The organism is Pseudomonas abieticivorans, from assembly GCF_023509015.1.
Lineage (GTDB): Bacteria > Pseudomonadota > Gammaproteobacteria > Pseudomonadales > Pseudomonadaceae > Aquipseudomonas > Aquipseudomonas abieticivorans.
The window spans coordinates 93,495-115,340 of record NZ_CP094975.1 but is presented as its reverse complement, the minus strand read 5'-3'; the positions used below and the strand labels follow the sequence as shown (position 1 = coordinate 115,340).

20 protein-coding genes and 1 pseudogene are annotated in these 21,846 nt (G+C 63.4%); 12 read left to right on the top strand and 9 right to left on the bottom strand.

What is annotated here, in order from left to right; translation table 11 throughout:
• Nucleotides 1-149: 149 nt before the first annotated feature.
• Nucleotides 150-794, top strand: a complete 645-nt coding sequence (locus L9B60_RS00495) for an HAD family hydrolase (RefSeq protein WP_249675050.1) — start codon at nt 150-152, stop codon at nt 792-794.
• A 19-nt stretch (nt 795-813) separates the two neighbouring features.
• Here L9B60_RS00495 and L9B60_RS00490 read toward each other — a convergent pair.
• A pseudogene (locus tag L9B60_RS00490) lies at nt 814-2,136 on the bottom strand (cation:proton antiporter); the annotation flags it as partial.
• A gap of 118 nt (nt 2,137-2,254) precedes the next feature.
• On the opposite strand from L9B60_RS00490, the gene L9B60_RS00485 reads away from it, so the two are divergent.
• Nucleotides 2,255-2,572 carry an EthD family reductase gene (locus L9B60_RS00485; protein ID WP_249675047.1) on the top strand — a complete coding sequence of 106 codons (318 nt, stop codon included), beginning with the start codon at nt 2,255-2,257 and terminating at the stop codon, nt 2,570-2,572.
• A gap of 16 nt (nt 2,573-2,588) precedes the next feature.
• Here L9B60_RS00485 and L9B60_RS00480 read toward each other — a convergent pair whose 3' ends face one another.
• The 3 genes from L9B60_RS00480 to L9B60_RS00470 form a co-directional block, all read right to left on the bottom strand.
• Nucleotides 2,589-3,005, bottom strand: a complete 417-nt coding sequence (locus L9B60_RS00480) for a low affinity iron permease family protein (RefSeq protein ID WP_249675044.1) — start codon at nt 3,003-3,005, stop codon at nt 2,589-2,591.
• An 84-nt stretch (nt 3,006-3,089) separates the two neighbouring features.
• Nucleotides 3,090-3,629 (bottom strand): RipA family octameric membrane protein, encoded by a 540-nt coding sequence (locus tag L9B60_RS00475; protein ID WP_249675042.1) that lies wholly within the window; start codon nt 3,627-3,629, stop codon nt 3,090-3,092.
• A 9-nt stretch (nt 3,630-3,638) separates the two neighbouring features.
• A complete protein-coding gene (locus L9B60_RS00470) occupies nt 3,639-4,745 on the bottom strand; it encodes a Gfo/Idh/MocA family protein (RefSeq protein ID WP_249675041.1) in 1,107 nt (368 codons plus the stop codon).
• Between the two features lie 185 nt (nt 4,746-4,930).
• Between L9B60_RS00470 and L9B60_RS00465 the strand changes: the two genes are divergently transcribed.
• The gene (locus L9B60_RS00465) at nt 4,931-5,626 is read left to right on the top strand and encodes a fumarylacetoacetate hydrolase family protein (RefSeq protein WP_249675039.1); all 696 of its coding nucleotides are present in this window, start codon (nt 4,931-4,933) and stop codon (nt 5,624-5,626) included.
• Nucleotides 5,627-5,701: 75 nt separating this feature from the next.
• Nucleotides 5,702-6,619, top strand: coding sequence for an AraC family transcriptional regulator (locus L9B60_RS00460; protein ID WP_249675037.1), 918 nt, complete (start codon nt 5,702-5,704; stop codon nt 6,617-6,619).
• A 22-nt stretch (nt 6,620-6,641) separates the two neighbouring features.
• On the opposite strand, the gene L9B60_RS00455 is transcribed toward L9B60_RS00460, so the two are convergent.
• Nucleotides 6,642-7,505, bottom strand: a complete 864-nt coding sequence (locus L9B60_RS00455) for an MBL fold metallo-hydrolase (RefSeq protein ID WP_249675036.1) — start codon at nt 7,503-7,505, stop codon at nt 6,642-6,644.
• Nucleotides 7,506-7,586: 81 nt separating this feature from the next.
• On the opposite strand from L9B60_RS00455, the gene L9B60_RS00450 reads away from it, so the two are divergent.
• The 3 genes from L9B60_RS00450 to L9B60_RS00445 are packed head-to-tail and all read left to right on the top strand — an operon-like array spanning nt 7,587 to nt 8,890.
• Nucleotides 7,587-7,922, top strand: coding sequence for an ArsR/SmtB family transcription factor (locus L9B60_RS00450; protein ID WP_249675035.1), 336 nt, complete (start codon nt 7,587-7,589; stop codon nt 7,920-7,922).
• Nucleotides 7,923-7,945: 23 nt separating this feature from the next.
• Nucleotides 7,946-8,074, top strand: coding sequence for a hypothetical protein (locus tag L9B60_RS30440; RefSeq protein WP_283780547.1), 129 nt, complete (start codon nt 7,946-7,948; stop codon nt 8,072-8,074).
• Nucleotides 8,075-8,086: 12 nt separating this feature from the next.
• Complete coding sequence (locus L9B60_RS00445; protein WP_249675034.1) at nt 8,087-8,890, top strand: sulfite exporter TauE/SafE family protein; 804 nt, start codon at nt 8,087-8,089, stop codon at nt 8,888-8,890.
• Nucleotides 8,891-8,945: 55 nt separating this feature from the next.
• Here L9B60_RS00445 and tspO read toward each other — a convergent pair whose 3' ends face one another.
• Nucleotides 8,946-9,386 carry a tryptophan-rich sensory protein TspO gene (gene tspO / locus L9B60_RS00440; protein ID WP_249675033.1) on the bottom strand — a complete coding sequence of 147 codons (441 nt, stop codon included), beginning with the start codon at nt 9,384-9,386 and terminating at the stop codon, nt 8,946-8,948.
• A gap of 339 nt (nt 9,387-9,725) precedes the next feature.
• On the opposite strand from tspO, the gene L9B60_RS00435 reads away from it, so the two are divergent.
• The 3 genes from L9B60_RS00435 to L9B60_RS00425 all read left to right on the top strand — a co-directional run bounded on the left by L9B60_RS00435 (nt 9,726) and on the right by L9B60_RS00425 (nt 12,427).
• Nucleotides 9,726-10,070 (top strand): helix-turn-helix domain-containing protein, encoded by a 345-nt coding sequence (locus L9B60_RS00435; RefSeq protein WP_249675032.1) that lies wholly within the window; start codon nt 9,726-9,728, stop codon nt 10,068-10,070.
• A 295-nt stretch (nt 10,071-10,365) separates the two neighbouring features.
• Nucleotides 10,366-10,974 (top strand): LysE family translocator, encoded by a 609-nt coding sequence (locus L9B60_RS00430; RefSeq protein ID WP_249675031.1) that lies wholly within the window; start codon nt 10,366-10,368, stop codon nt 10,972-10,974.
• Between the two features lie 82 nt (nt 10,975-11,056).
• Entirely contained in the window at nt 11,057-12,427 is a 1,371-nt protein-coding gene (locus tag L9B60_RS00425; protein ID WP_249675029.1) for a GntT/GntP/DsdX family permease, read from the top strand.
• A 165-nt stretch (nt 12,428-12,592) separates the two neighbouring features.
• On the opposite strand, the gene L9B60_RS00420 is transcribed toward L9B60_RS00425, so the two are convergent.
• The 3 genes from L9B60_RS00420 to L9B60_RS00410 all read right to left on the bottom strand — a co-directional run bounded on the left by L9B60_RS00420 (nt 12,593) and on the right by L9B60_RS00410 (nt 17,068).
• A complete protein-coding gene (locus tag L9B60_RS00420) occupies nt 12,593-15,091 on the bottom strand; it encodes an excinuclease ABC subunit UvrA (RefSeq protein WP_249675027.1) in 2,499 nt (832 codons plus the stop codon).
• Nucleotides 15,092-15,295: 204 nt separating this feature from the next.
• A complete protein-coding gene (locus L9B60_RS00415) occupies nt 15,296-15,958 on the bottom strand; it encodes a TIGR02466 family protein (RefSeq protein WP_249675024.1) in 663 nt (220 codons plus the stop codon).
• 81 nt (nt 15,959-16,039) lie between these two features.
• Nucleotides 16,040-17,068, bottom strand: coding sequence for a DNA topoisomerase IB (locus tag L9B60_RS00410; protein WP_249675022.1), 1,029 nt, complete (start codon nt 17,066-17,068; stop codon nt 16,040-16,042).
• Nucleotides 17,069-17,570: 502 nt separating this feature from the next.
• Here L9B60_RS00410 and L9B60_RS00405 point away from each other — a divergent pair.
• Nucleotides 17,571-18,197, top strand: a complete 627-nt coding sequence (locus tag L9B60_RS00405; protein WP_249675020.1) for a response regulator transcription factor — start codon at nt 17,571-17,573, stop codon at nt 18,195-18,197.
• Nucleotides 18,198-18,209: 12 nt separating this feature from the next.
• The gene (locus L9B60_RS00400) at nt 18,210-21,839 is read left to right on the top strand and encodes a transporter substrate-binding domain-containing protein (protein ID WP_249675018.1); all 3,630 of its coding nucleotides are present in this window, start codon (nt 18,210-18,212) and stop codon (nt 21,837-21,839) included.
• Nucleotides 21,840-21,846 lie beyond the last annotated feature (7 nt).

Genomic DNA, 21,846 nt, shown 5'->3' with positions numbered 1-21,846 from the left:
GGCGTTACCCCCGGTAACTTTTTGCCTCGCGCCGGTGCACGGCTGCGGGTAAATGCCCCGTTGCAGGTTTGCGGTATCATCCCCCTCATGTAGCGCCCGCCCGACGTCGGCTTGGGGCAGGCAAGCGTATTGGATTGAAGGAGTGAGTCTTGAATATCAAAGGTGTGATTTTCGACAGCGACGGCACCCTGGTGGACAGCGAACGATTGGCCGCCGGCCTGTTGCGTGACCTGCTGGCCCAGCGTGACATCCACCTGGAACACGAGGAAGTGCTGCGGCGCTTTCGCGGCGTGCAGTTCGCGATTTTCGTCGGTGAGTTGTGCGAGCAGCATGCGCACCTGGAGGCCGAGCCGTTCATGCGCGACTTTCGCAGCCAAAGCCTGGAGCTGTTTGCCCAGGGCCTTGAAGCGATGCCCGGGGCGCTGGAGTTCGTGCGCGAACTGAGCCTGCCCAAGTGCGTGGCCTCCAACGGGCCACTGGCCAAGATCGAGACCTGCCTGAAGTCCGCCGGCTTGTGGGACGTGTTCGAGGGCCGCGTGGTCAGCGCCTACGAGGTCAATGCCTGGAAGCCCTCGCCAGAGCTCATTCTGGAAGCGGCGCGGGTGTTGGGCGTGCCGCCGGCCAACTGCCTGCTGGTGGAAGACAGCATTCCCGGAGCCCAGGCGGGGCTGGCGGCCGGCACCCAGGTGGCCGGCTACGGCGATACCGATTTCAGCGTGTTCCAGGGGAACCCGAACTTCCACCGGGTGGCTGATTACGCGGCGTTGAAGGTGTTGATCCAGTCGCAAGGGTAGTACTGCGGCGTTGGTGCCGGCGCTCGTAGTGGTCCAGCAATGGCTGGGTACTGATGCCATGCAACAGGATGCTCAACGCGACCACGGTCAGCGTCAGGCTCACGCAGGTCTGCTGGATCGACGCCGGCAGGCCGTGGGCCAGGGCAAAGCACAGGTAGTACAGCGAACCGATGCCGCGGATGCCAAACCAGCCCAGCAGAGCGCGCTGGTGCCGGTCGACGTGCTTGCCACCCAGTATCAGCCACACGCACAGCGGCCTGATCACGCAAAACAACGCCAACCCCAGGCCGATCCCGCGCCAGTCCCAGTACAGCGATAGTGCGGCGCCCAGCAGGGTGATCAGCAGCACCTCCATGGAGCGCTCCACCAGGTTGCCGAAGGCCAGGATGTCGCCCATCATCACCCCGGCGGCCAGTTGCCCGTCTTCCAGGTCATCGACCTTGGACACGGTGGCCTCGTTTGGCTTGGCCATCAGGTGCCCGGTGACCGGTTGCGCCAAGTGCTCGGCCGGGATCTCGGAGTTAGAGGTGCGCGCCTCGGCCTGGCGCAGGCCAAGACCTGCGGCGAACACCGACAGAAAACCGAACGCGCCCAGGCCATCGGCCACCACGTAGGCGATGGCGATCAGCGCCAGGGCCAGGAAATCGTTCGGCGAGTTGGTGCTGTCGGCATTGCGGATACGCAGGTAGATCATCAGTTGGCCCAACAGGCGGCCCAGCCCGTAGCCGATTGCCAGGCCCGCTGGCACGCCCCACAGCAGGTTCTTCAGCGCCCACGGGCCGACCCACTCGGGGCTGAGGTTGCCTTGGTCGATCAACAGCAGACTGAAAATCACGAAGGGGAAGGCCACGCCATCGTTGAGCCCGGCCTCGCCCGACAACCCATACCGCACCCGGTCGAAATCCTGCGCGCTGTTGACCTGCACCATCGCGGCCAGCACCGGGTCGGTGGGCGCCAGGATCGCGCCCAGCAAGGCCGATAGCCCCCAAGGTAATTGCAGCGCGTAGTGCGCCACCAGGCACACGCCCAGGATCGACGCCACCATCACCGGGCCGGCCAGCATGTACGCCGCACGCCAGGCCGAGCGGCGCCAGGCCAGGCGCAGCTTGATACCGGTGCTGAACAGCGAGAACAACACGGCCATTTCGGTCAGGCGCAACAACCAACCGGTGGCATCGCGAAAGTCCAACTGCACCAGGCCCAGCCCCAGCGGCCCCAGCCCCAGGCCAAACGCCAGGCACACTGCCGAGGTGGTCACCGGCAGCCAGCGCAGGTAAGAAGAGGTCAGCGCCAGCAACAACAGCAACACGCCCAGTACCGTGACCCACAAAATGAAACTCATCGAACCTCTCAGGCCATTCGGCCGCTGAATGGATAGCTGTCACACCTGTGACTTTGCTTGCGCGCGATAGTTGGGTTGGGGCTACTATTGGTCGCACTTAACTGCCAAGAGGTGAAACATGATCAAGGTCAGCGTGCTGTACCCCTACCAGGAAGGCGCCCGGTTCGATCACGACTACTACCGCGACAAGCACATGACGCTACTAAAAGCGCGCATGGGCGATGCGTGCCTCAAATACTCGGTAGACAAGGGCCTGGGCGGCGCGACCCCAGGTTCCAAGCCGTTGTACCTGGCCATGTGTCACTTCTATTGCGAGTCGGTGGAGGCCTTTCAAAACAGCTTCGGGCCGCATGCGGCCGAGATTAACGGGGACATTGTCAATTACACCGATTTGACGCCGGTGATCCAGATCAGCGAGGTGCAGGTAGAGGTCTGAAGCGGCGGGGTGACGCCTAGCGCTGGCCGCCGTCGGCCTTGGGGTCATCCTCAAGGGTGGTCGTCGACTCCGTCACCGCGATCGATTCATTAGCCCCCATGCTCTTGTACTCCTTGCGGATGGTGCGCAACTGCTTGGCGTCCAGGTCGTCCAGGTCCAGCGCACCGTTTTGTGCCTCCTTGGTCGCGCGCAGCAATTCATCGATCTTGATGTGCAAGATGTCGTTGTCACGGTTCTGGGTGTTCTGGATCAAAAACACCATCAAAAAGGTAATGATGGTGGTCGAGGTGTTGATGATCAGTTGCCAGGTGTCGTTGTAATGAAAAAACGGCCCGGTGGCGGCCCAGATCACGATCAGCACCACGGCCACCATGAACGTCTTGGCGTTACCGGAGGCTTTCGAAAGCTGTTGGCAGAATTGGGCAAATTTCATGACGGCGGTTTCCAAAGTGACAGGTAAACGGTGGACCACCTGCCGGCTTTGAAATTCTTTTTTACATTTGATTCTTCATAAATCTCAGGCCCGCGTGTGGCCAATCTGGATGTACAGGGCGAACACCCCCAGGCCAATCCAGAAAATCGAGAACAGCCACGGCGCCCGGATCGAGAACATCAACGACTTGCGGTAACCCTTGTGGCTGGATTCCATTTCGCTGAACAGCGGCTCGTCGTCATAGGCCATGCCCATCACCGGCAGGTCGCGCAACAGCCCGCTTTGCTTGAAGTGCCAGTGGTCGATGATGTCGTAGGCTGCGCGAATGCCCGGCCATGCGTTGAGCGAGCACAGCACCCCCAGCAGCGCCAGTATCGGCGGCACCACCAAGGTGAACAGCTTGCCCCACTCGGGGTTCACGTTGGCCATGGACGAGGCGTAGGCGATCACCAGAAAGGCTTGGGCCGAGAGGTAGGCGTTGGTGCGGTTGGAGAGGATCGCGGTTTCGTACTGGATCTCCCGGCGGTAAAAGTCCAGGCGGTCCTTGGGGCTGCCGAACATCTGCGCGGCGTGTTCGCTGGCTTCCTGTTCCAGGGCTTCTTGCTGGGTGATGATCTTGGGCATGGCAGGGGCTCAGTCGTTAGGCTCGGCGGTGTTGATGTAGGGTGGTACTTCGGCCAGCGGCAGGCTGCGCGCCTGGCTGGGCTGGATGCCCTTGCGCGCTGGCAGCGGCGCCAGGGTCTGGGCCTTTCCGGTATGCAGGGCGCGCTCGATGGCGGCCAACACCCGCACGTCACGCCAGCCTTCGTCACCGTCGGGTTCAGGGTGGGTATCGTTCAGGATGCATTCGGAGAAGTACTGGGTTTCGCCGCCAAAATGATCCACCACCGGGTGCTGGTGCTCGGTGGTCTTGCCATCCACGATCAAGTGGTAACCGATGGCCACGCCTTCGCCGAAGCCAAAGCAGGGCGAGGCTTGGATTTCGCCCTGGGTGCCCAGGAGCTGGAAGCGCTGGCTGCCAGGCAGGCTGTAGCTGACGGTGAACACGGCCAGGCGTTCTTCGGCAAAGCGCAGGGTCACGCACACGGTGTCGGGGGTATTGATTGGCCGCCCGGGGGTGTGGATGGCCACGGCGTTGACGTGCAGCGGCTCGCTACCAAACAGGTTGCGCACCGCGTTGAGCGGGTAGGGCCCCATGTCGGTGGCAGGGCCTGCCCAGTAGCCGCTTTTCATGCGGTGGTTGGCAGGGTCGGTGTGTTGGGTGAAGGTGGCCGTGAACAGTCGCGGCTCACCGATCGCGCCCTGGCGCACCTGCTGGACCATTTCCACGGTGCCCGGTTCGCAGTGCAAGCGGTAGGCAACCATCAGCTTGGCGCCGCTGCGCTCGGCGGCGGCGATCATCGCCTGGCAGTCGGCTTCGCTGGTGGCCATGGGTTTTTCCAGCAGTACATGGATGCCCGCTTCAAGGGCCGGCAGGGCAAATTCCAGGTGGCGAAAGTTCGGCGTGGCGATGTACACGGCGTCGATGGTGCCGCTGGCCAGCAACTGGGCGAACTGTTCGTAGCGATAGGGTTCAAGGTTGTAGAGGTCGGCCAGGTCCTGGGCCTTGATCGGGTCACCGGTCACCAGCGCGGTCATCACCGAGTTGTCGGTCTGGCCTACGCCGGGCATGAAGGCGCCTTGGGATATCCAGCCGCCAGCGACCACGGCGTAGCGGATTTTACCTTGTGCGTCAGGCATGTTCGGTTGCTCCTGCGAAATGGCCGGGCGTTGGCCGGGCTTGTGTAGAAGGGAGCCTGGCGGCGCGGGCAAAGTTCATAAAACCTGCGGGCAGCGTTGACCTGTCCAAGTGCTGGCCGGATCTGTCCAATCCTTGCGCCGCGCCCCGGTGCACACTGTTTGCATCAACTGCCCAGGAGACCCACATGACCGAATTCGTTATCGCCGCGCCCGCCACCCCCTCGGTGGCCATCGCCGGCAGCCAGCAGCGCTTTCCCATCCGCCGGGTGTTTTGCGTGGGCCGCAACTACTCCGAACACGCCCGCGAAATGGGCCACGACCCGGACCGCGAGCCGCCGTTCTTTTTCATGAAACCGGCCGACGCCGTGGTGCCTGCCCAGGGCACCATCGCTTACCCGCCACTGACCCAGGACCTGCACCATGAAGTGGAACTGGTGGTGGCCATTGGCAAGGGCGGCGTCGACATCGATCCGGTCACGGCCCTGGACCACGTGTGGGGCTACGGCGTGGGCCTGGACCTGACCCGCCGCGACCTGCAGGCCCAGGCAAAAAAACTCGGCCGGCCTTGGTCGTGGGCCAAAGGCTTCGACGAGTCGGCGCCGTGCAGCCCGTTGATCCCGGCAAGCCAACTGGGCCACCCGCAGGAGGGCACGGTATGGCTCAAGGTCAACGGCCAGGAGCGCCAGCGGGGGGATCTGGCCGACCAGATCTGGCCAGTGCAGGACGTGATCAGCTACCTCTCGCAATCAGGGGCGTTGAAGGCCGGCGACTTGATTTTCACCGGTACGCCTGCCGGTGTCGGGGCGTTGCAGCCGGGCGACAGCGTGAGCGCTGGCATCGAGGGTGTGGCGCAGCTTGAGCTGACCATCGGCCGGCGTTAAGCGCAACCCTTCACCTGGCGCGCGGGGCTGGCTTACACTGGCCGCCTATCGATCCAGGTGAAGGGGGCTGTTGCCATGTCGTCCGTTGACCGCGCGCTGACCTACGGCATGCTGACGCGCAGTGACCGTGCCGATTTCTATATCCGTGACAAGCAGGACCGCCCAGCCATCACCGCGCCGCACCGTCACGACTATTTCCAGATCCAGATCAACCTGGGTGGCGACACCGTGCAGCACATCGGCGGCGCGGTGCGGCCGTTCCCGCGCAACACCCTGACCTTTATCCTGCCCCACCGGCTGCACCTGATCCCGCACCCGGAGGAGGGCAGCTTCATGCTGATCAACTTTAGCCAGGGCTTTTTCGTGCCCCAGTTGCAGTGCGATCCGCTGGACCTGGAAGACATCGCCCTGGGCCAAGTGCCGGAGCTGGCGCCGTTCCAGTTTCAGGAGCACCTGGACTTCACCTTGAGCGACGGCGACTTTGCCCAGGTGCAGGTGTTGCTCGAGCGCATGCGCACGCTGGACCGCAGCCGCACGTTTGGCGTGAGCCCGATGTTGCGCGGTTGCCTGCTGCAATTGCTGGGCCTGGTGTGCAGCTTGTATGCCGAGCCGTTGCAGCAACTGGCCGTGGACAAGGCCGCCCGGCGCGGCCGCCGCGATGCCCTGGCACGGGTGTCGGGGTACATCCGCGAGCACCTGGCCGATGCGCGGATGAGCTTGACCGATGCCGCGGCGGCGGCGTTTCTGTCGCCCAATTACTTGACCCACCTGTTGCGCAAGGACACGGGCAAGACGTTTTCGGAGCTGGTACTGGAGCGGCGCATGCACTTGGCGCGCACCCACCTGATCAACGGCAGCCAACCGATCAGCCACATCGCCCAGTTATGCGGCTTCAGCGACGAGGCGTATTTTTCGCGGCGTTTTCGCAAGGCCCACGGCGTGCCGCCGGGGCAGTTTCGGCGTGAGCAGCAGGCGTTGATTGGCGCGGCCTAGGTTGTCCCCTCACCCCAACAGCTCAAAGCCGATCCAACGGAATTTTTAAATACCGCACCCCGTTATCTTCCGCCGGCGGCAACTCGCCGGCGCGGATGTTCACCTGTACCGCTGGCATCAACAAAACCGGCATCGGCAAGTCCGCATCGCGGGTGGAGCGCATCTCGACGAACTGCTCTTCACTTACCCCGTCGCGCACATGCAGGTTGCCGCGCCGCTGTTCGCCCACCGTGGTGTGGCACTGCTCGGTGCGGGTTTGGGGCGGGTAGTCGTGGCATACGTACAGGTGCGTATCGGCGGGGTAGCCCAGCAAGTGGCGGATGGAGCGGTACAACTGATGCGCGTCTCCACCGGGGAAATCGCAGCGTGCCGTGCCGACGTCGGGCATGAACAGCGTGTCGCCGACAAACACCCAGTGCTGTTCGAGCACGAACGCCATGTCGGCCGGGGTGTGCCCGGGCACGTGCACCGCGCATGCTTGCAGGTTACCAATGCTGAAGGTCTCGCCCGGCGCCAACAGGTGATCGAACTGCGAACCGTCCAGGCGGAACGTCGGCTCCAGGTTGAACACGCTCTTGAACACCTTCTGCACTTGGCGAATGCCTTCGCCGATGGCGATCTTGCCGCCCAGCAGGCTGCGCAGGTAGGGCGCGGCCGACAAGTGGTCGGCGTGGGCGTGGGTTTCCAGCAACCACTGCACCTGCAGGCCATGGCTCCTGACGAAGGCTGCGATTTCATCCGCCTGGGTGGTGCCGGTGCGCCCCGATTTGTGGTCGTAGTCCAGCACCGAATCGATGATCGCGCAGGGCGAGCCGTCAGCCTGGTACACCACGTAGCTGAAGGTGCAGGAGCCGCTGTCGAAAAAAGGTTGGATGCAGGGGGTCATGGCGTACCTGATTAATCTATTGTTTAACAATATATATTTAAACATAATGTTAAAACAGAATGTGAAACGAGAGCATTTTCCATGGACATCAGTCTTACCACCGACGACGTCGTTCGGCTACGGGCCAGTGCCTCCAAGGCCTGCGCCTTGCTCAAGGCCCTGGCCAACGAAGACCGCCTGCTGATCCTATGCCAGCTGACCCAGGGCGAGCGCAACGTTGGCGAACTCGAGGCGATGACCGGGGTGCGCCAGCCCACCTTGTCCCAGCAGTTGGGCGTGTTGCGCGACGAGGGCCTGGTGGCCACCCGCCGCGAAGGCAAATACATTTTCTACGGGCTGGCCAGCCACGAGGTGATTCAAGTGATGAAAACCTTGTCGGGCCTGTACTGCGGCACCGTCTTCACTTCGTTGTCCTGATTCCAGACAAAGGTTACCCCTGCATGGCACACAACAAGCAACAACTGGATGCGACCGTCACCCAAGCGGACATCGTGGTCATTGGCGGCGGCTGGTGCGAGGTCAACCCCGAAATCCTGCAACGGGTGCGCCGTGTGTCGCGCAGCGAATAAGGAGCGGCCCCTGTGACGCTCGCATTGACCTTTGGTTTATTGATTGGCGTGGTCCTGGGCCTGACCGGCGCCGGTGGCGGCATCCTCGCGGTACCGGCGCTGGTGCTGGGCCTGGGCTGGTCGATGACCCAGGCGGCGCCCGTGGCGCTGTTCGCGGTCGGCGCGGCCGCTGCGGTAGGGGCCATCGATGGCCTGCGCAAAGGCCTGGTACGCTGGCGCGCGGCGTTGCTGATGGCGCTGCTGGGCTCGCTGTTCACCCCCTTGGGCCTGTACTTCGCCCATCGCCTGCCCGAAGCCCTGCTGATGGTGCTGTTTTGCGCCGTGTTGGTAATCGTTGCCTGGCGCATGCTCAGCCAGGTGCGCGGCGACCACGGCACCGGCATCGACCATGGCTGGCAACAAAAAAACTGCATGCTCGACCCCAGCACCGGTCGCTTGAAATGGACCGTGCGTTGCTCGGCGACCTTGGCCGTGGTGGGCGCGTGTTGCGGGTTTTTGACCGGGTTGCTCGGGGTGGGTGGCGGCTTTTTGCTGGTGCCGGCGTTCCGCCAACTCAGTGACATCCGCCTGCATGGGATCATCGCCACCTCACTGATGGTGATTGCCCTGGTGTCGGGCATGGCGATCTTGGGCGCGCTGCATGCAGGGGTGCGTATCCCGGCCGAGGGGTTCGTGTTTATCGGTGCGAGCATCGCCGGGATGGTGGCCGGGCGGGCCGTGTCGGCCAAGGTCCCGGCCAAGGGCTTGCAGTGTGGGTTCGCGGGGTTGTGTGTGGCGGTGGCGGTTTATTTGCTGGTGCATTTGGCGGCGGGGTGAGGCGTGCAGCCCATGGGCATCCATGGCGCGCACGGTACCCCGCGCGCCGTCTCCATCAGCGGTTATGGCGCAAGATGGAAAAATTCAACGCCGCCGCCACGCTCAGCCACGCCACGTAGGGGAACAGGATCAACCCGGTGATCACGTCCAGTTGCAGGGCCATCACCACCATTGTCGCGGCCACCAGCCAAAGCAATGCCAGGATCACCATCGCGGCCAACACGTGGTGGGCGCCGAAGAACACCGGCGTCCACAACGTGTTCAAGGCAATCTGCGCCGCCCATAACGCCAGCACCACCTGGCTGCCGGGTATCAGTGTCAGCCGGTACCCGGCCCAGGCCAGCAACAGGTAAATGATTGACCAGGCCAGCGGAAACGCCCAGTTGGGAGGTGTGAAGCTGGGTTTGACCAGCGCCGCGTACCACGGCCCCGGCTTGAACAGCACGCCGGTGCTGGCCGCCGCTGCGCAGGCCAGTAGAAAGATAAAAAAGGTCATCGCCATTCCTTAGCTGAGATCAGCTGTTGGGGGGTGGAAGCCTTGCAGGCACTTAAAAAGACGCCTGGCCAAGCGAAAAGTTTTGTTTGCTGCTCATGGCCGGCCATTGTTCTACGGTGGGATGCCCTATTCATCGTTGCCTCGGTGGCGCTGTTGGAGGCGCTTGCCGATCGTCAGCCGCAGGGGCCTCAGGTAGCCGCTCATGCATTCATAAGGTTAATCCAGGTGTATCTTAGAGTGCATTTGGTTCACAAAATTGAGCTTTAAGAAAATCATGATCATACTTAATGCATGGTGTGGTTAGTCTTATATAGCTTAAAGCTCAATTTGGTGAACTTTATGGATAGCTTCTTCCCCGTCACCTGCGCTGATACCCTCAGCAAAATTGGGCTTCTGGTCAAGGCTAGGCGCCTGGCCCTCGGGCTGCGCCAAAAGGATCTGAAATCGGCCATTGGCACTTCCGCCCACACGCTTCGCAAAATCGAGAGCGGTTCGGAGTTGGTTGACCTTAGATCATTCATGTTGGTGCTGTGGCGCTTGGGCATCACCGATGTGGTTTTCGCCTCGATGGAAGGTATCGAACGCACATCGCAAATCACCCGGTATTGCGATGATCAGAATCCGCACGCCAGCATCGCATCGAAGCGGGTGCGGCTGGCGAAATCCAAGCCGGGGGACTTCTGATGTCGCGTGCCTACACATTTACATGGAACATCCCGACTCGGGAGAGCTTCTGACCCTCGGTTGGGGAGAGGAGTTGAAGGATTATTACGGCCAGTGACTAAAAGGTGACGATCTGCGCGTGGCGCCGTTAGTTCAGCGCGGATGCGTAACTAGCCGCCAGCCACAGGCTGCGATGCAGGGCGTGTTACGACGGTACAATCAGGTGTAACGCCCAAATAAAAACTAACTGTACCGTATCAGCTCAGCCTTCGTGGCTTATCGTCAGTAACACTTCCACTGCCCTGAGTATTTGTTCATGTTCTTCACCGCCAACCTGCTCGCGGCGTTCGCGCTGTTCGCCTTTGTCTCCTCCATCACCCCCGGCCCCAACAACACCATGTTGCTGGCCTCGGGCGTGAACTTTGGTTTCAAGCGCTCCATTCCCCACGCATTGGGTGTGAGCCTGGGCTTTATGGTGTTGGTGATCGCGGTGGGCCTGGGCTTGGGCGAGGTGTTCAAGGCGTTCCCGTGGGCGTACACCACGTTACGTTATGCCGGGGCGGCGTATTTGCTGTACCTGGCTTATAAAATCGCGACGTCGGGGCCCATGGCGGCCGAGCTGCACGCGTCGCGCAAACCCATGGGCTTCTTTGGCGCGGCGGCGTTTCAGTGGGTCAACCCCAAGGCGTGGATCATGGCCATTGGTGCGATCACCACCTACACGCCGTCCCAGGGTTACATCGTCAACGTGTTCATCATCGCGGCGGTGTTTGCGCTGGTTAACTTGCCCAGTGTTTGCGTGTGGGTAGGCTGTGGCAGTGCACTGCGCAACGTGCTGCAAAAGCCGCGGTGGTTGATGGCATTCAACCTGCTGATGGCAGGGTTGTTGGTGCTGTCATTGATTCCGATGCTCAGCGCCAGCTAAACCAGCACATCAGGTATCCTTGCAGGCGAATTGCAACAAATTGTTGCTGAAGTATTCGTCAACAAAAACAAGGGGACCTTGAGTGGATGTATCGACCGCTACGTGGATGGCCCACGACACGCGCCTGATCCTGTGCTGCGTGCTGGCCATTGCCACCATCATCGTGCTGATCAGCGCGACCAAATTGCCGCCTTTCCTGTCGATCCTGGTGGGCACCTTTATCGCGGGCGTGGGCGCAGGGTTGGGCCCGGAGGAGGTCGCCAAGGCGTTCAGCAAGGGCGCGGGCGGCATCCTCGGTGAGGCCGGCATTATCATCGCGTTGGGCGCGATGCTGGGTGCGCTGATGGCCGAATCGGGGGCTGCCGACCGCATTGCCAGCACCTTGCTGGGGTTGGGCAAGGGCCGTGGGTTGCCGTGGGTGATGGCACTGGTGGCGATGGTGATTGGCCTGCCGCTGTTTTTTGAAGTGGGGCTGGTGATGATGGTGCCGATCATCTTCGTGATGGCCCGGCGCTCGGACCAACCGCTGCTGAAAATCGCCATCCCGGCGCTGGCCGGCATGACTACTTTGCACGCCTTGATGCCGCCGCACCCAGGCCCGCTGATCGCGGTGAGCGCCCTGCACGCAGACCTTGGCTTGACCATGTTGCTGGGCTTTAGTATCGCGGTGCCGGCAGTGATCATTGCCGGCCCCTTGTATGGCAACTGGCTGTCCAAGCGCATGCACGTGCAGGAGCCTGCCGAGTTGGGCGCTTTGTTCAGCAAGCCGCCGAGCGCCACGCACCAGCCGAGCTTCGGCGTCTCGTTATTGATCATTTTGTTGCCGGTGCTGTTGATGCTGGGCAGCACCCTGGCCAAAGTCGCCATGGCGCCGGAAAGCAGCGTAGCCGTGACCCTGAAGTTTTTGGGTGAGCCGCTGATTGCCCTGGGCATCGCCGTGCTGGCCGCCGTGGTGTGCCTGGGGTGGGCCAACGGCATGCCCCGCGACCAGGTGGGTGGCACCTTGCGCAAAAGCCTGGCGCCGATCGCCGTGCTGCTGCTGACCATCGGTGCCGGTGGCGGCTTGAAGCAAACCCTGCTGGATGCCGGCGTCAGCCAAACCATCAGCAAGGCCGCCGAAGGTGCGCACATGCCGTACATCATCCTGGCCTGGTTGATCGCCGTGGCGTTGCGCCAGGCCACCGGTTCCGCCACCGTGGCCACGACCACCACGGCCGGGATCCTGGCGCCCTTGATGGCTGGCCTTGCCGCCACGCAAAGCTCGCTGGTGGCGTTGGCCATTGGTGCCGGCTCGGTGTTTTTCTGCCACGTGAACGATGCCGGGTTCTGGATGGTGCGCGAGTATTTTGGCTTGCAGCTCAAGCAGACGATCTGGGTGTGGTCGGTGCTGCAAACCATCGTTTCGCTGGTGGGGTTGGTGGGCACGTTGCTGTGGTGGCATTTCCTCGCTTGAGAGCGGGGTGGGGCTTTGGCGGATAACACGTTGCGCTGTGCCTGATGTTTTGCGGCATGTTTTTCGCGGATAAATTCGCTCCCGTAGGAGCGGATTTATCCGCGAAGCAAACGACCTTGGCAGGGTTGTGGGGTAGCTTTTCACAGGCCATAGCCCGGTCCGCGCCTACAACACCCCTCGCAAATACTTAGCCGTACGGCTGCCCTTCACGCGGCTGACCTTCTCTGGCGTACCACTGGCCACGATCTGCCCGCCTTGGTCGCCAGCCCCCGGCCCGATGTCGATCACCCAGTCACTTTGCGCCACCACCCGCATGTCGTGCTCCACCACGATCACCGTGTTGCCAGCGTCGACCAGGGTGTTGAGTTGCAGCAACAGCCGGTCCACATCGCATGGGTGCAAACCGGTGGTGGGCTCATCCAGCACGTACAGCGTGGCGCCGCGCTGGCTGCGTTGCAGTTCGGTGGCCAGTTTGATGCGCTGGGCTTCGCCGCCCGATAGCTCGGTGGCCGGCTGGCCCAGGCGCAGGTAGCCCAGGCCGATGTCGCGCAGCACCACCAACGCCCGCAGCACGCCGGGTTGTTCGGCGAACACGCCGCACGCCTGGTCCACGGTCAATTGCAGCACTTGGGCGATGTTCAAATCATTCCAGGTGACCTGCAGGGTGTCGGTGTGGTAGCGCGCGCCGTGGCAGGTGGGGCAGGGCGCGAAGATGCTGGGCATGAACAACAGCTCCACGCTGACAAAGCCTTCACCCTCGCACGCCGGGCAGCGGCCCTTGGCCACGTTGAACGAGAACTGCCCGGCGTCGAACCCGCGCTGGCGGGCTTGTTCGGTACTGGCGAACAATTTGCGCACCTGGTCGAACAGGCCGGTGTAGGTGGCCAGGTTGGAGCGTGGCGTGCGGCCGATGGGTTTCTGGTCCACTTGCACCAGGCGTTTGATGCCGTCAAGGCCTGCGGCGATGCGCCCGGATTCGGTCAAGGGCAGGGCGTCTTCCAGTGACGGCGCTTCGTTGTCGAGCACGGCGGCGCTGTGCCCCAGTTGTTCGCCCACCAGTTCCAGCAGCACCTGGCTGACCAGGCTGGACTTGCCCGAGCCAGACACACCGGTGACCGCGGTAAAGCAGTGCAGCGGGAAACCCACCGCCAAGCCGTCCAGGTTATTGCGGCGGATGTCTTCCAGTTGCAGCCAGGCCTTGGGCGCGCGGCGTGGGTGGGGCGGCGGGGTGACTTCATTGAACAAATGCCGACGGGTTTGCGAGGCCTGGACCTTGGCAAGCCCTGCCGGTGGCCCGCTGTACAGCACGGTGCCGCCGTGCTCGCCGGCGGCCGGGCCCACGTCCACCAGCCAGTCGGCGCGGCGCATGGTGTCCAGGTCGTGTTCCACCACAAAGAGCGAATTGCCTGCGGCCTTCAAATGCTGCAGCGCCTCGAACAGCGCCTCGCCGTCGGCCGGGTGCAGGCCAGCGCTGGGTTCGTCCAGCACGTAGATCACCCCGAACAACTGCGAGGCCAGTTGCGTGGCCAGGCGCAGGCGCTGCAACTCGCCGCTGGACAGCGTCGGCGTGCTGCGCTCCAGTGCCAGGTAGCCCAGGCCCAGGTCGGTGAGGGTGGTGATGCGCTGCAACAGGTCGTCGGCGATGCGCTGGGCGGCCAGGTGCTTTTCTTCGCTGAGGTCGGACTTGGCGTGGTGGTCGGCCACAGGTTTTAAAACGTCCACCAAGCGCGACAACGGCATCTGCGACAGCTCGCCAATGTCCAGCCCGGCGAACGTCACCTGCAGCGCCGCCTGCTTCAAGCGCTTGCCGTTGCACAGGGCGCAGGGCGCGCCGATCATGTATTGGCTGACGCGCTTTTTCATCAGCGCGCTTTGCGAGTGGGTGAAGGTATGCAGCACATAGCGCCGTGCGCCGCTGAAGGTGCCCTGGTAGCTGGGCGCAAGTTTGCGCTTGAGCGCCTGGCGGGTTTGGGCCGGGGTCAAACCAGCGTATACCGGCACCGTGGGGGTTTGTTCGGTGAACAGAATCCACTCGCGCTGGGCCTTGGGCAGGTCGCGCCAGGGGATGTCGACGTCGTAGCCCAAGGTCACCAGGATGTCGCGCAGGTTCTGGCCCTGCCAGGCCATGGGCCAGGCCGCCACGGCGCGCTGGCGAATGGTCAGCGAATCGTCGGGCACCATGGTTTTTTCGGTCACCTCGTACACCCGGCCCAGCCCATGGCACTGCGGGCAGGCGCCCTGCGGGGTGTTCGGTGAAAAGTCCTCGGCATACAGCATCGGTTGCCCCGGCGGGTAGCTGCCGGCGCGCGAATACAGCATGCGCACCAGGCTGCCCAGGGTGGTCACGCTGCCCACCGATGAACGCGTGCTGGGCGTGCCGCGCTGTTGCTGCAAGGCCACGGCCGGTGGCAGGCCGTCGATGGCGTCGACGTCCGGCACGCCCACCTGGTCGATCAGCCGCCGGGCATACGGCGCCACCGACTCGAAGTAACGCCGCTGCGCCTCGGCGTACAAGGTGCCGAAGGCCAGCGACGACTTGCCCGACCCCGACACCCCGGTAAACACCACCAGCGCATCGCGGGGGATGTCCACGTCAACGTTCTTGAGGTTGTGCTCGCGGGCGCCGCGAACGCGCACATAGCCGGTGGGGGCGTTGGAGGTCATGGAAGGGCCTTGGTCGGTTAAAGACGTGGTGTCTTATAACCGACCTGGGGGCGGGGGCAAAGTTTGAACCTATCGAGAGCGGTAGATGAGCCGCAAGGAAATTCAGGCGATCTTCGATATCAGGGGCAAGGCGGATGGAGGTTGCCAGGGTGGGCGCCCATTGAATACAGGTATTCGCCGTATAGGAAGATTCCTGGCTTGCACTTAAATCGAAAAATTAAACGCCACCGAAATCCTCGGCCGGTCCCCCTCATACCGCCGTACCGCGTGCATCAACCACGACGGAAACATCAGCAACGTGCCGCTGCGCGGCGTCACCGTCTCAAGATACCCAGCGCCCAGGCAGCCCTCGATGCGCATGCGCAGGGCCGGGTTGAGCAACGTGGGGGCGATGCCGCGCGGGTCGAGGAACTCAAGGTCGCCGCCCACGCTGACATCGTCTTCGCGACCGCCGTCGTCCACCCAGTACACCGCCGACCAGTACGAGCCTGGGTGGCCATGCAGGGTGTTGGAGTGGCCCTTGTGGTTGATATTGGCCCAGGCGCTGTAGTTCCAGGTCAGGCGCGCCTCGATCAGCCCGTGCTCTGGGGAGTTCACCGCCGACACTTGGTTGGCCAGTTCCTGGGCGAAGGCCAGCAGTTGCCGGCCCGGCTCGCCGGCCCACTCAGGGAAGTTGTCCTGGGACTGCCAACCGCCGTCGTTGCTGTGCCGGGTACCGGGGTGCTCAACGCTGTGCTGCAGGATGACCTGGCGCAGGGCGGCGTTGAGCTGCACGTGGTCGGGGTGCACGATGCTCGCCAACGGCGTTGGGAACAGGCGGGTGATCTTGATCTGGTCGGGGTCGACCGAGTGGGCGAAATCGGGCATGGAGGGGTGACTCTGGGCGGCATAAAGCTGCTGTATACCGAGTGCCGGGGCACAGGGTCAACCTTTATAGGTGAGTAGCCTTCACACCGCCTCCACCAGGCGTTCCAGAAACGTCGCCAGCGCCACCTCTTCCAGGCGCAGGCCCTTGCGTTGGCGTGGCTTGGGCAGTTTGGCCAGTTCGCCCAGCACAAAGCGCTCCAGCACCGCCGGGTGGATGTAGCACTTGCGGCATACCGCCGGGGTGTTACCCAGCTCGCGAGCCACCGCCTTGACCATGTTGACGATGTGCTGCTTGGCGTCCGGCTCAGGTTCCCAGTGCAGTTCGCGCAGCATTGACAGGGCCAGGGCGCTGCCGGCCCAGGTGCGGTAATCCTTGGCGGTGAAATCGCTGCCGGTGAGTTCGTGCAGGTAGGCGTTCACGTCCGAGGAGCTGACGCTGTGCCGCTGGCCATCTTCGTCCAGGTACTGGAACAGGTTTTGCCCGGGCAGCTCCATGCAGCGCTTGATGATGCGCGCCAGGCGCCGGTCCTTCACGGTGACCGAGTGCTCCACGCCACTCTTGCCGCGAAACTGAAAGGCGATGGCGCTGCCTTTCACGTCCACATGGCGGTTGCGCAGCGTGGTCAGGCCGTAGGAGCGGTTGTCACGGGCGTACTGGGTGTTGCCCACGCGGATCAACGTGGTGTCCAGCAGTGAAATCACCGTGGCCATCACCTTGTTGCGGTCCAGCCCCGGCAGCGCCAAATGGTCTTGCACCTGTTTGCGTACCTTGGGCAGCAATTTGCCGAATGCCACCAGGCGCGCGTACTTGTTTTCGTCGCGCAGTTCGCGCCAGCGCGGGTGGTAGCGGTACTGCTTGCGCCCGCGGGCATCGCGGCCGGTGGCTTGCAGGTGGCCCATGGGGTCGGCGCAAATCCACACGTCCTTGTAGGCCGGCGGGATCACCAGGGCGTTGATGCGCTTGATTTCGGCCGCATCACGGATGCGCTCGCCCTGGGCGTCGAAATAAGCGAAATGCCCGCGCAGCACCTTGCGGCGAAGGCCCGGCTGGGTGTCGTCGACGTAATGCAGGTCGCGGGGCAGCTCGGGGTGGTCCAGGGCATCAGGCATGGCAGCTTATCCAGGGGGGGCATGAGCTATGGACCGCCGAGCGCGGCGGGGGTGCCGAGCTTTTTTACCGAACGCTGAAGGATGCAGGTGAGAAGCGCCTGGGAATTTTCTGATTAACGTTCGGAAGTGTCTGACTGGCAACGCACGGCAGGGGGCGAATAATCACCGACCGGCAACAGGGCCGGGTGCACGGTGGCGGGGCGAGCGTGCTCAGACGCTTGGGAAGCGGACTTCACCTTTCGCGGAAACGGCCTACAGAGTGACCAGTAAATATCTCTAATACTGGTCAGACAAGTCAGCGTCATCCGCGCGCAATCGCCGCCTTCGCCTAAAGACAGTTCAAGGTTCTAAAAATGGAAAAGCTGACGGCTACCGTCTTTTTGCTGCAAAGGTTCAGCGCCCTCGCCAGCAGCGCCGCGGCATTCACTTTACAAGCGACTCAAAACTCGACCGTGCGCCACAAGTGCCCGGTCACTCATGGATAGGTTGGAGCACTAGCAAGATGAACAAAGCCATGATCGTGGATGACCACCCCTTCATCCGTGCCAGCGTGAAAGTCGTATTGGAACAGGACCGGTTTCAGGTCGTTGCGCAAACCGACAATGGCGTGGAAGCCATTGCGCTTGCCAGTGAGCATGTGCCGGACCTGGCGGTGGTGGATATTTCCATGCCCATGCTCGACGGCTTGGAAGTGATCGCGCGAATCAAGGCGCTGGGCCTGGACACGCGGGTGTTGGTGCTGACCTCGTTGCCGGCGGATTTTTATTCGCTGCGCTGCATGAAGGCCGGCGCGGCGGGCTTCGTGTGCAAGGCCGACGACCTGAACGAGTTGCGCAAGGCGGTGAGCGCGGTGATGTCCGGCTACCACTATTTTCCCGACGTGTCGTTGAGTTCGGTGCGCCGCAGCGACGCTTTGAACAGCGAAGCGCAGTGCATTGCCAGCCTGACCGACCGCGAACTGCTGGTGTTGCAGCAACTGGCCCGTGGCTACAGCAACAAGGCCATCGGCGATGCGATGTTGCTGAGCAACAAGACCATCAGCACCTACAAGGGCCGGCTGATCCAGAAGTTGCGGGTGCGCTCGCTGGTGGATCTGGCAGACGTGGCCAAACGTAATTCGTTGATCTGAAGGAGTGTGGAGATGGCGATCACAAGGATACGATCACTGCTGCTGGGCCTGTGCCTGTGCTTGACCAGCACGCCGACCCTGGCCGAGGACAACCCGCCGGAGCTCTACGGCCGCTCGCGCGCCACCCCGGCGTTGCTGGAGCGCGTGGAGCTGACCGACGAGGACCGGCGCTGGCTGTGGGAGCGCCGCGTGCTGCGCCTGGGCGTGACCCAGCCCGACTACCCGCCGTTCGACATTCTGGGCACTGGGCACCAGTACGAGGGCATGAGCGCCGATTACGCCAGCTTGATCGGCGAGTTGTTGAACCTCAAGGTCGAGGTGCGCCGCTACGGGTCCCGGCAAGCGGCCATTGAAGGGTTGTGGCGCGGTGAAGTGGACCTGCTGCCCACCTCCAATGGCTTCGAGGCCGCCGAGTCCAACCTGATCCTGTCGATGCCCTACGTACAGGACCAACCCATCCTGGCCAGCCGCGTGGACGACCCCGGGGCTTTGGAGCCGCTACGCACCGATACCCGCCTGGCCATGCTCGAGCACTACCAGCCGGCCGAGGTGGTGGCGCAACTCTACCCCCATGCGCGACCGGTGAACTACCCCTCTACCCTCAGCGCGCTGGCCGCGGTGTCGTTCGGCCAGGCCGACCTGTTCCTGGGCAATGCCTTGGCTGCGGCCAACCAGATCAGCCGCAGCCAGTTCAGCAACTTGCAACTGGTGTATGCGCCCATCAGCCAGAGCAACACGTTCGCCTTTGCCTCCAATATTCACAACAACCGCCTGATGACGCTGGTGAACGTGGCATTGATGGCGGTGCAGGCCCGCGAGCGCACCGAAATCCTGCACCGCTGGAGCAGCGGTTCTGGCGTGATCAACCCGCGCCCGGCGCTGGACCTTACCGACAGCGAGCAACGCTGGCTACAGCAGCACCCGCGCATTCGGGTGGTAATGAACAAGCACTTCATGCCGTTTTCCTTTCGCGACGAACAGGGCAACTTCCGGGGCTTGAGCGCTGATGTGCTGGGCAAGATAAGCCAGCGCATCGGCGTGCGTTTCGAGGTGATCGACGTGGACTCCATCGCCGGCATGATCCAGAAAGTGCTGGGCGGTGAAGCCGACCTGCTGGCCGCGCTGCCGCCCAGCCGCGGGCGCGAGGAGCACTTGAGCTTTACCCGCTCTTATTTGACCAGCAGCATGGTGATGGTGGCGCCAGACAGCGACAATGCCCCGGTGAGCCTGGATGAAATGAGTGGCAAGCCCCTGGCCATCGCCAAGGGCAGCGAACAGATTGCCTACCTGCGCACCCATTATCCGCAAGTGCCGCTGGTGGAAGCCAAAGGGGCCGACGATGTGCTGCGCCAGGTCGCCCAGGGCAATGCCAAGGCCGGGGTAATGGCCTTGATCACCTCGCGTTACCTGATTGCTCGCCACCACCGTGGCGAGCTGCGGGTCACCGCCGCGGTGCCGCTGGAGTCACCCAATTACGCCTTCGCCACGGCGCGCGGCTCGCAGGAGTTGCAATCGATCCTGAACAAGGCGCTGCTCAGCCTGACCCCTCAGGAGCTGGACGAGTTGACCCATCGCTGGCGCAGTGAAGTCATCGTGGCCGACAGCTCGTGGCGCCGCTATGCCGGCTGGGTGGCGGGGGCCGGTGCGGTGCTGGTGCTGCTGTGGGTACTGGCGCTGGCCTGGATCCGCTCCTTGCGGCGCCAGGTACGCCGGCGCCGCCAGGCCGAAAAAGAACTGCTGGACCAATGGGCATTCATGCAGGCGATGATTTCGGGCACCCCATACCCTATCTATGTGCGCGACCGCGAGGGGCGCCTGACCATGTGCAACGATGCCTACCTCAAGGCACTGGACATCACCCGCGAGGCCACCCTGGGCCTGCTGATTACCGCGACTCATGTAGTTCCGCCCCACGAAGCGCAACGTTACCAGGAGGGTTACCTGGCCTTGATGGAGGACGGCGGTGCGGTGTTCGAAGACCGGGAGGTGGTGCTGGAGGCGGGCCGGGCCATGACCATTTCCCATTGGATGCTGCCTTACCGCGGCGGTGACGGCGAGATAGTCGGGATGATCGCCGGTTGGACGGATATCACCGATCGGATACGCCTGTGCACCGCCTACCAGGCCGCCAAGGAAGAGGCCGAGGCGGCCAGTGAGGCCAAGACCACGTTCCTGGCCACCATGAGCCACGAGATCCGCACGCCCATGAATGCGGTGCTGGGTATGTTGGAACTGGCCACGCGCAAGGCCGACGCCGGGGTGCTCGACAAGCTGGCCCTGGACGTTGCCTCGGGCGCGGCGCGTAGCCTGTTGGAGCTGATCGGCGACATCCTCGACATCACCCGTATCGAGTCCGGCCACCTGCAACTGGCGCCGCAACGCTGTGAGGTGGGCCAGCAGGTAGAAGCCGTGGTGCGCCTGTTCGATGGCCCGGCGCGGGCCAAGAACCTGCCCCTGCGCTTGCAACTGGAAGGTGACGCACGGGTTGAAGTGCAAATGGACCCCATGCGCTTTCGCCAGATTGTCTCCAACCTGGTCAGCAACGCGATCAAGTTCACCGAGCGCGGCCAGGTGAACGTGCAGGTGCGCTGCGAGCGCGACGGCGACTGCCTGCAAGTGCAGGTGCAGGTGCAGGACACCGGCGTGGGCATACCCGAGGCCGACCAGGCGGTGTTGGGGGCCGCCTTTCACCAGGCCAGCAATAACCCCGACGCTGCACGCCAGGGCACCGGCCTTGGCTTGAGCATCAGCCACCGGCTGTGCGAACTGATGGGCGCCCAGTTGAGCCTGCACAGCACCTTGGGCCAAGGCACCTGCGCGGTGCTGTCGCTGACGTTGCCGTGCTTGAACGCGGTGGTGGGGGCGCCATTGCCACTGATGGGCGAGCGTTCGGACGGGCATAGCGCCCTGAGTATCCTGGTGGTGGACGACTACCCGGCCAACCGCGTGCTGCTGGACCAACAGTTGGGTTACCTGGGGCATCGGGTGATCCTGGCCAGTGATGGCGAGCAGGGGCTGGCGCGCTGGCACGAAGAGGTGTTCGACGTGGTCATCACCGACTGCAACATGCCGGGCCTGGATGGCTACCGCCTGGCGCGGGCGATTCGTGCCCAGGAGGCGCTGGCGCAGCGCTTGCCCTGCCGGCTGCTGGGCTTTACCGCCAACGCCCAGGCCGAGGAGCGCGAACGTTGCCTGGCGGCGGGCATGGACGATTGCCTGTTCAAGCCGCTGGGCCTGCAGGACCTGGCCCATCACCTGTCGACGGTGACCGCGCAGGGCGCGCGACCCTTGGCGGCGCAACTGATGGATCTCAGTGCATTGGAGCAGTTGACCGGGGGCGACGTGGTGTCGGTGCGCGAACTGTTGAGCAACTTGTTGAGGTGCAGCCGTGACGACCTGCAACGCTTGGTGTCGCAGCGCGAGCAACCGGACCTGATTGCCTTGAGCCAGTTGGTGCACCGCATCAAGGGCGGCGCGCGGCTGATCAAGGCGCAGCCACTGCTGGCCGCTTGCGAGACACTGGAGCGGCTGTGCGCCGGCCAAGGCGCCGCTCAAGACCTGGCCCTGGCCATCGCCGCGCTGGAGAGCAGCCTGGCGCCCCTGATGGAGGGGTTGCGGGCCTATTGCGGTGAGTCAGTTTGAAAGGGGC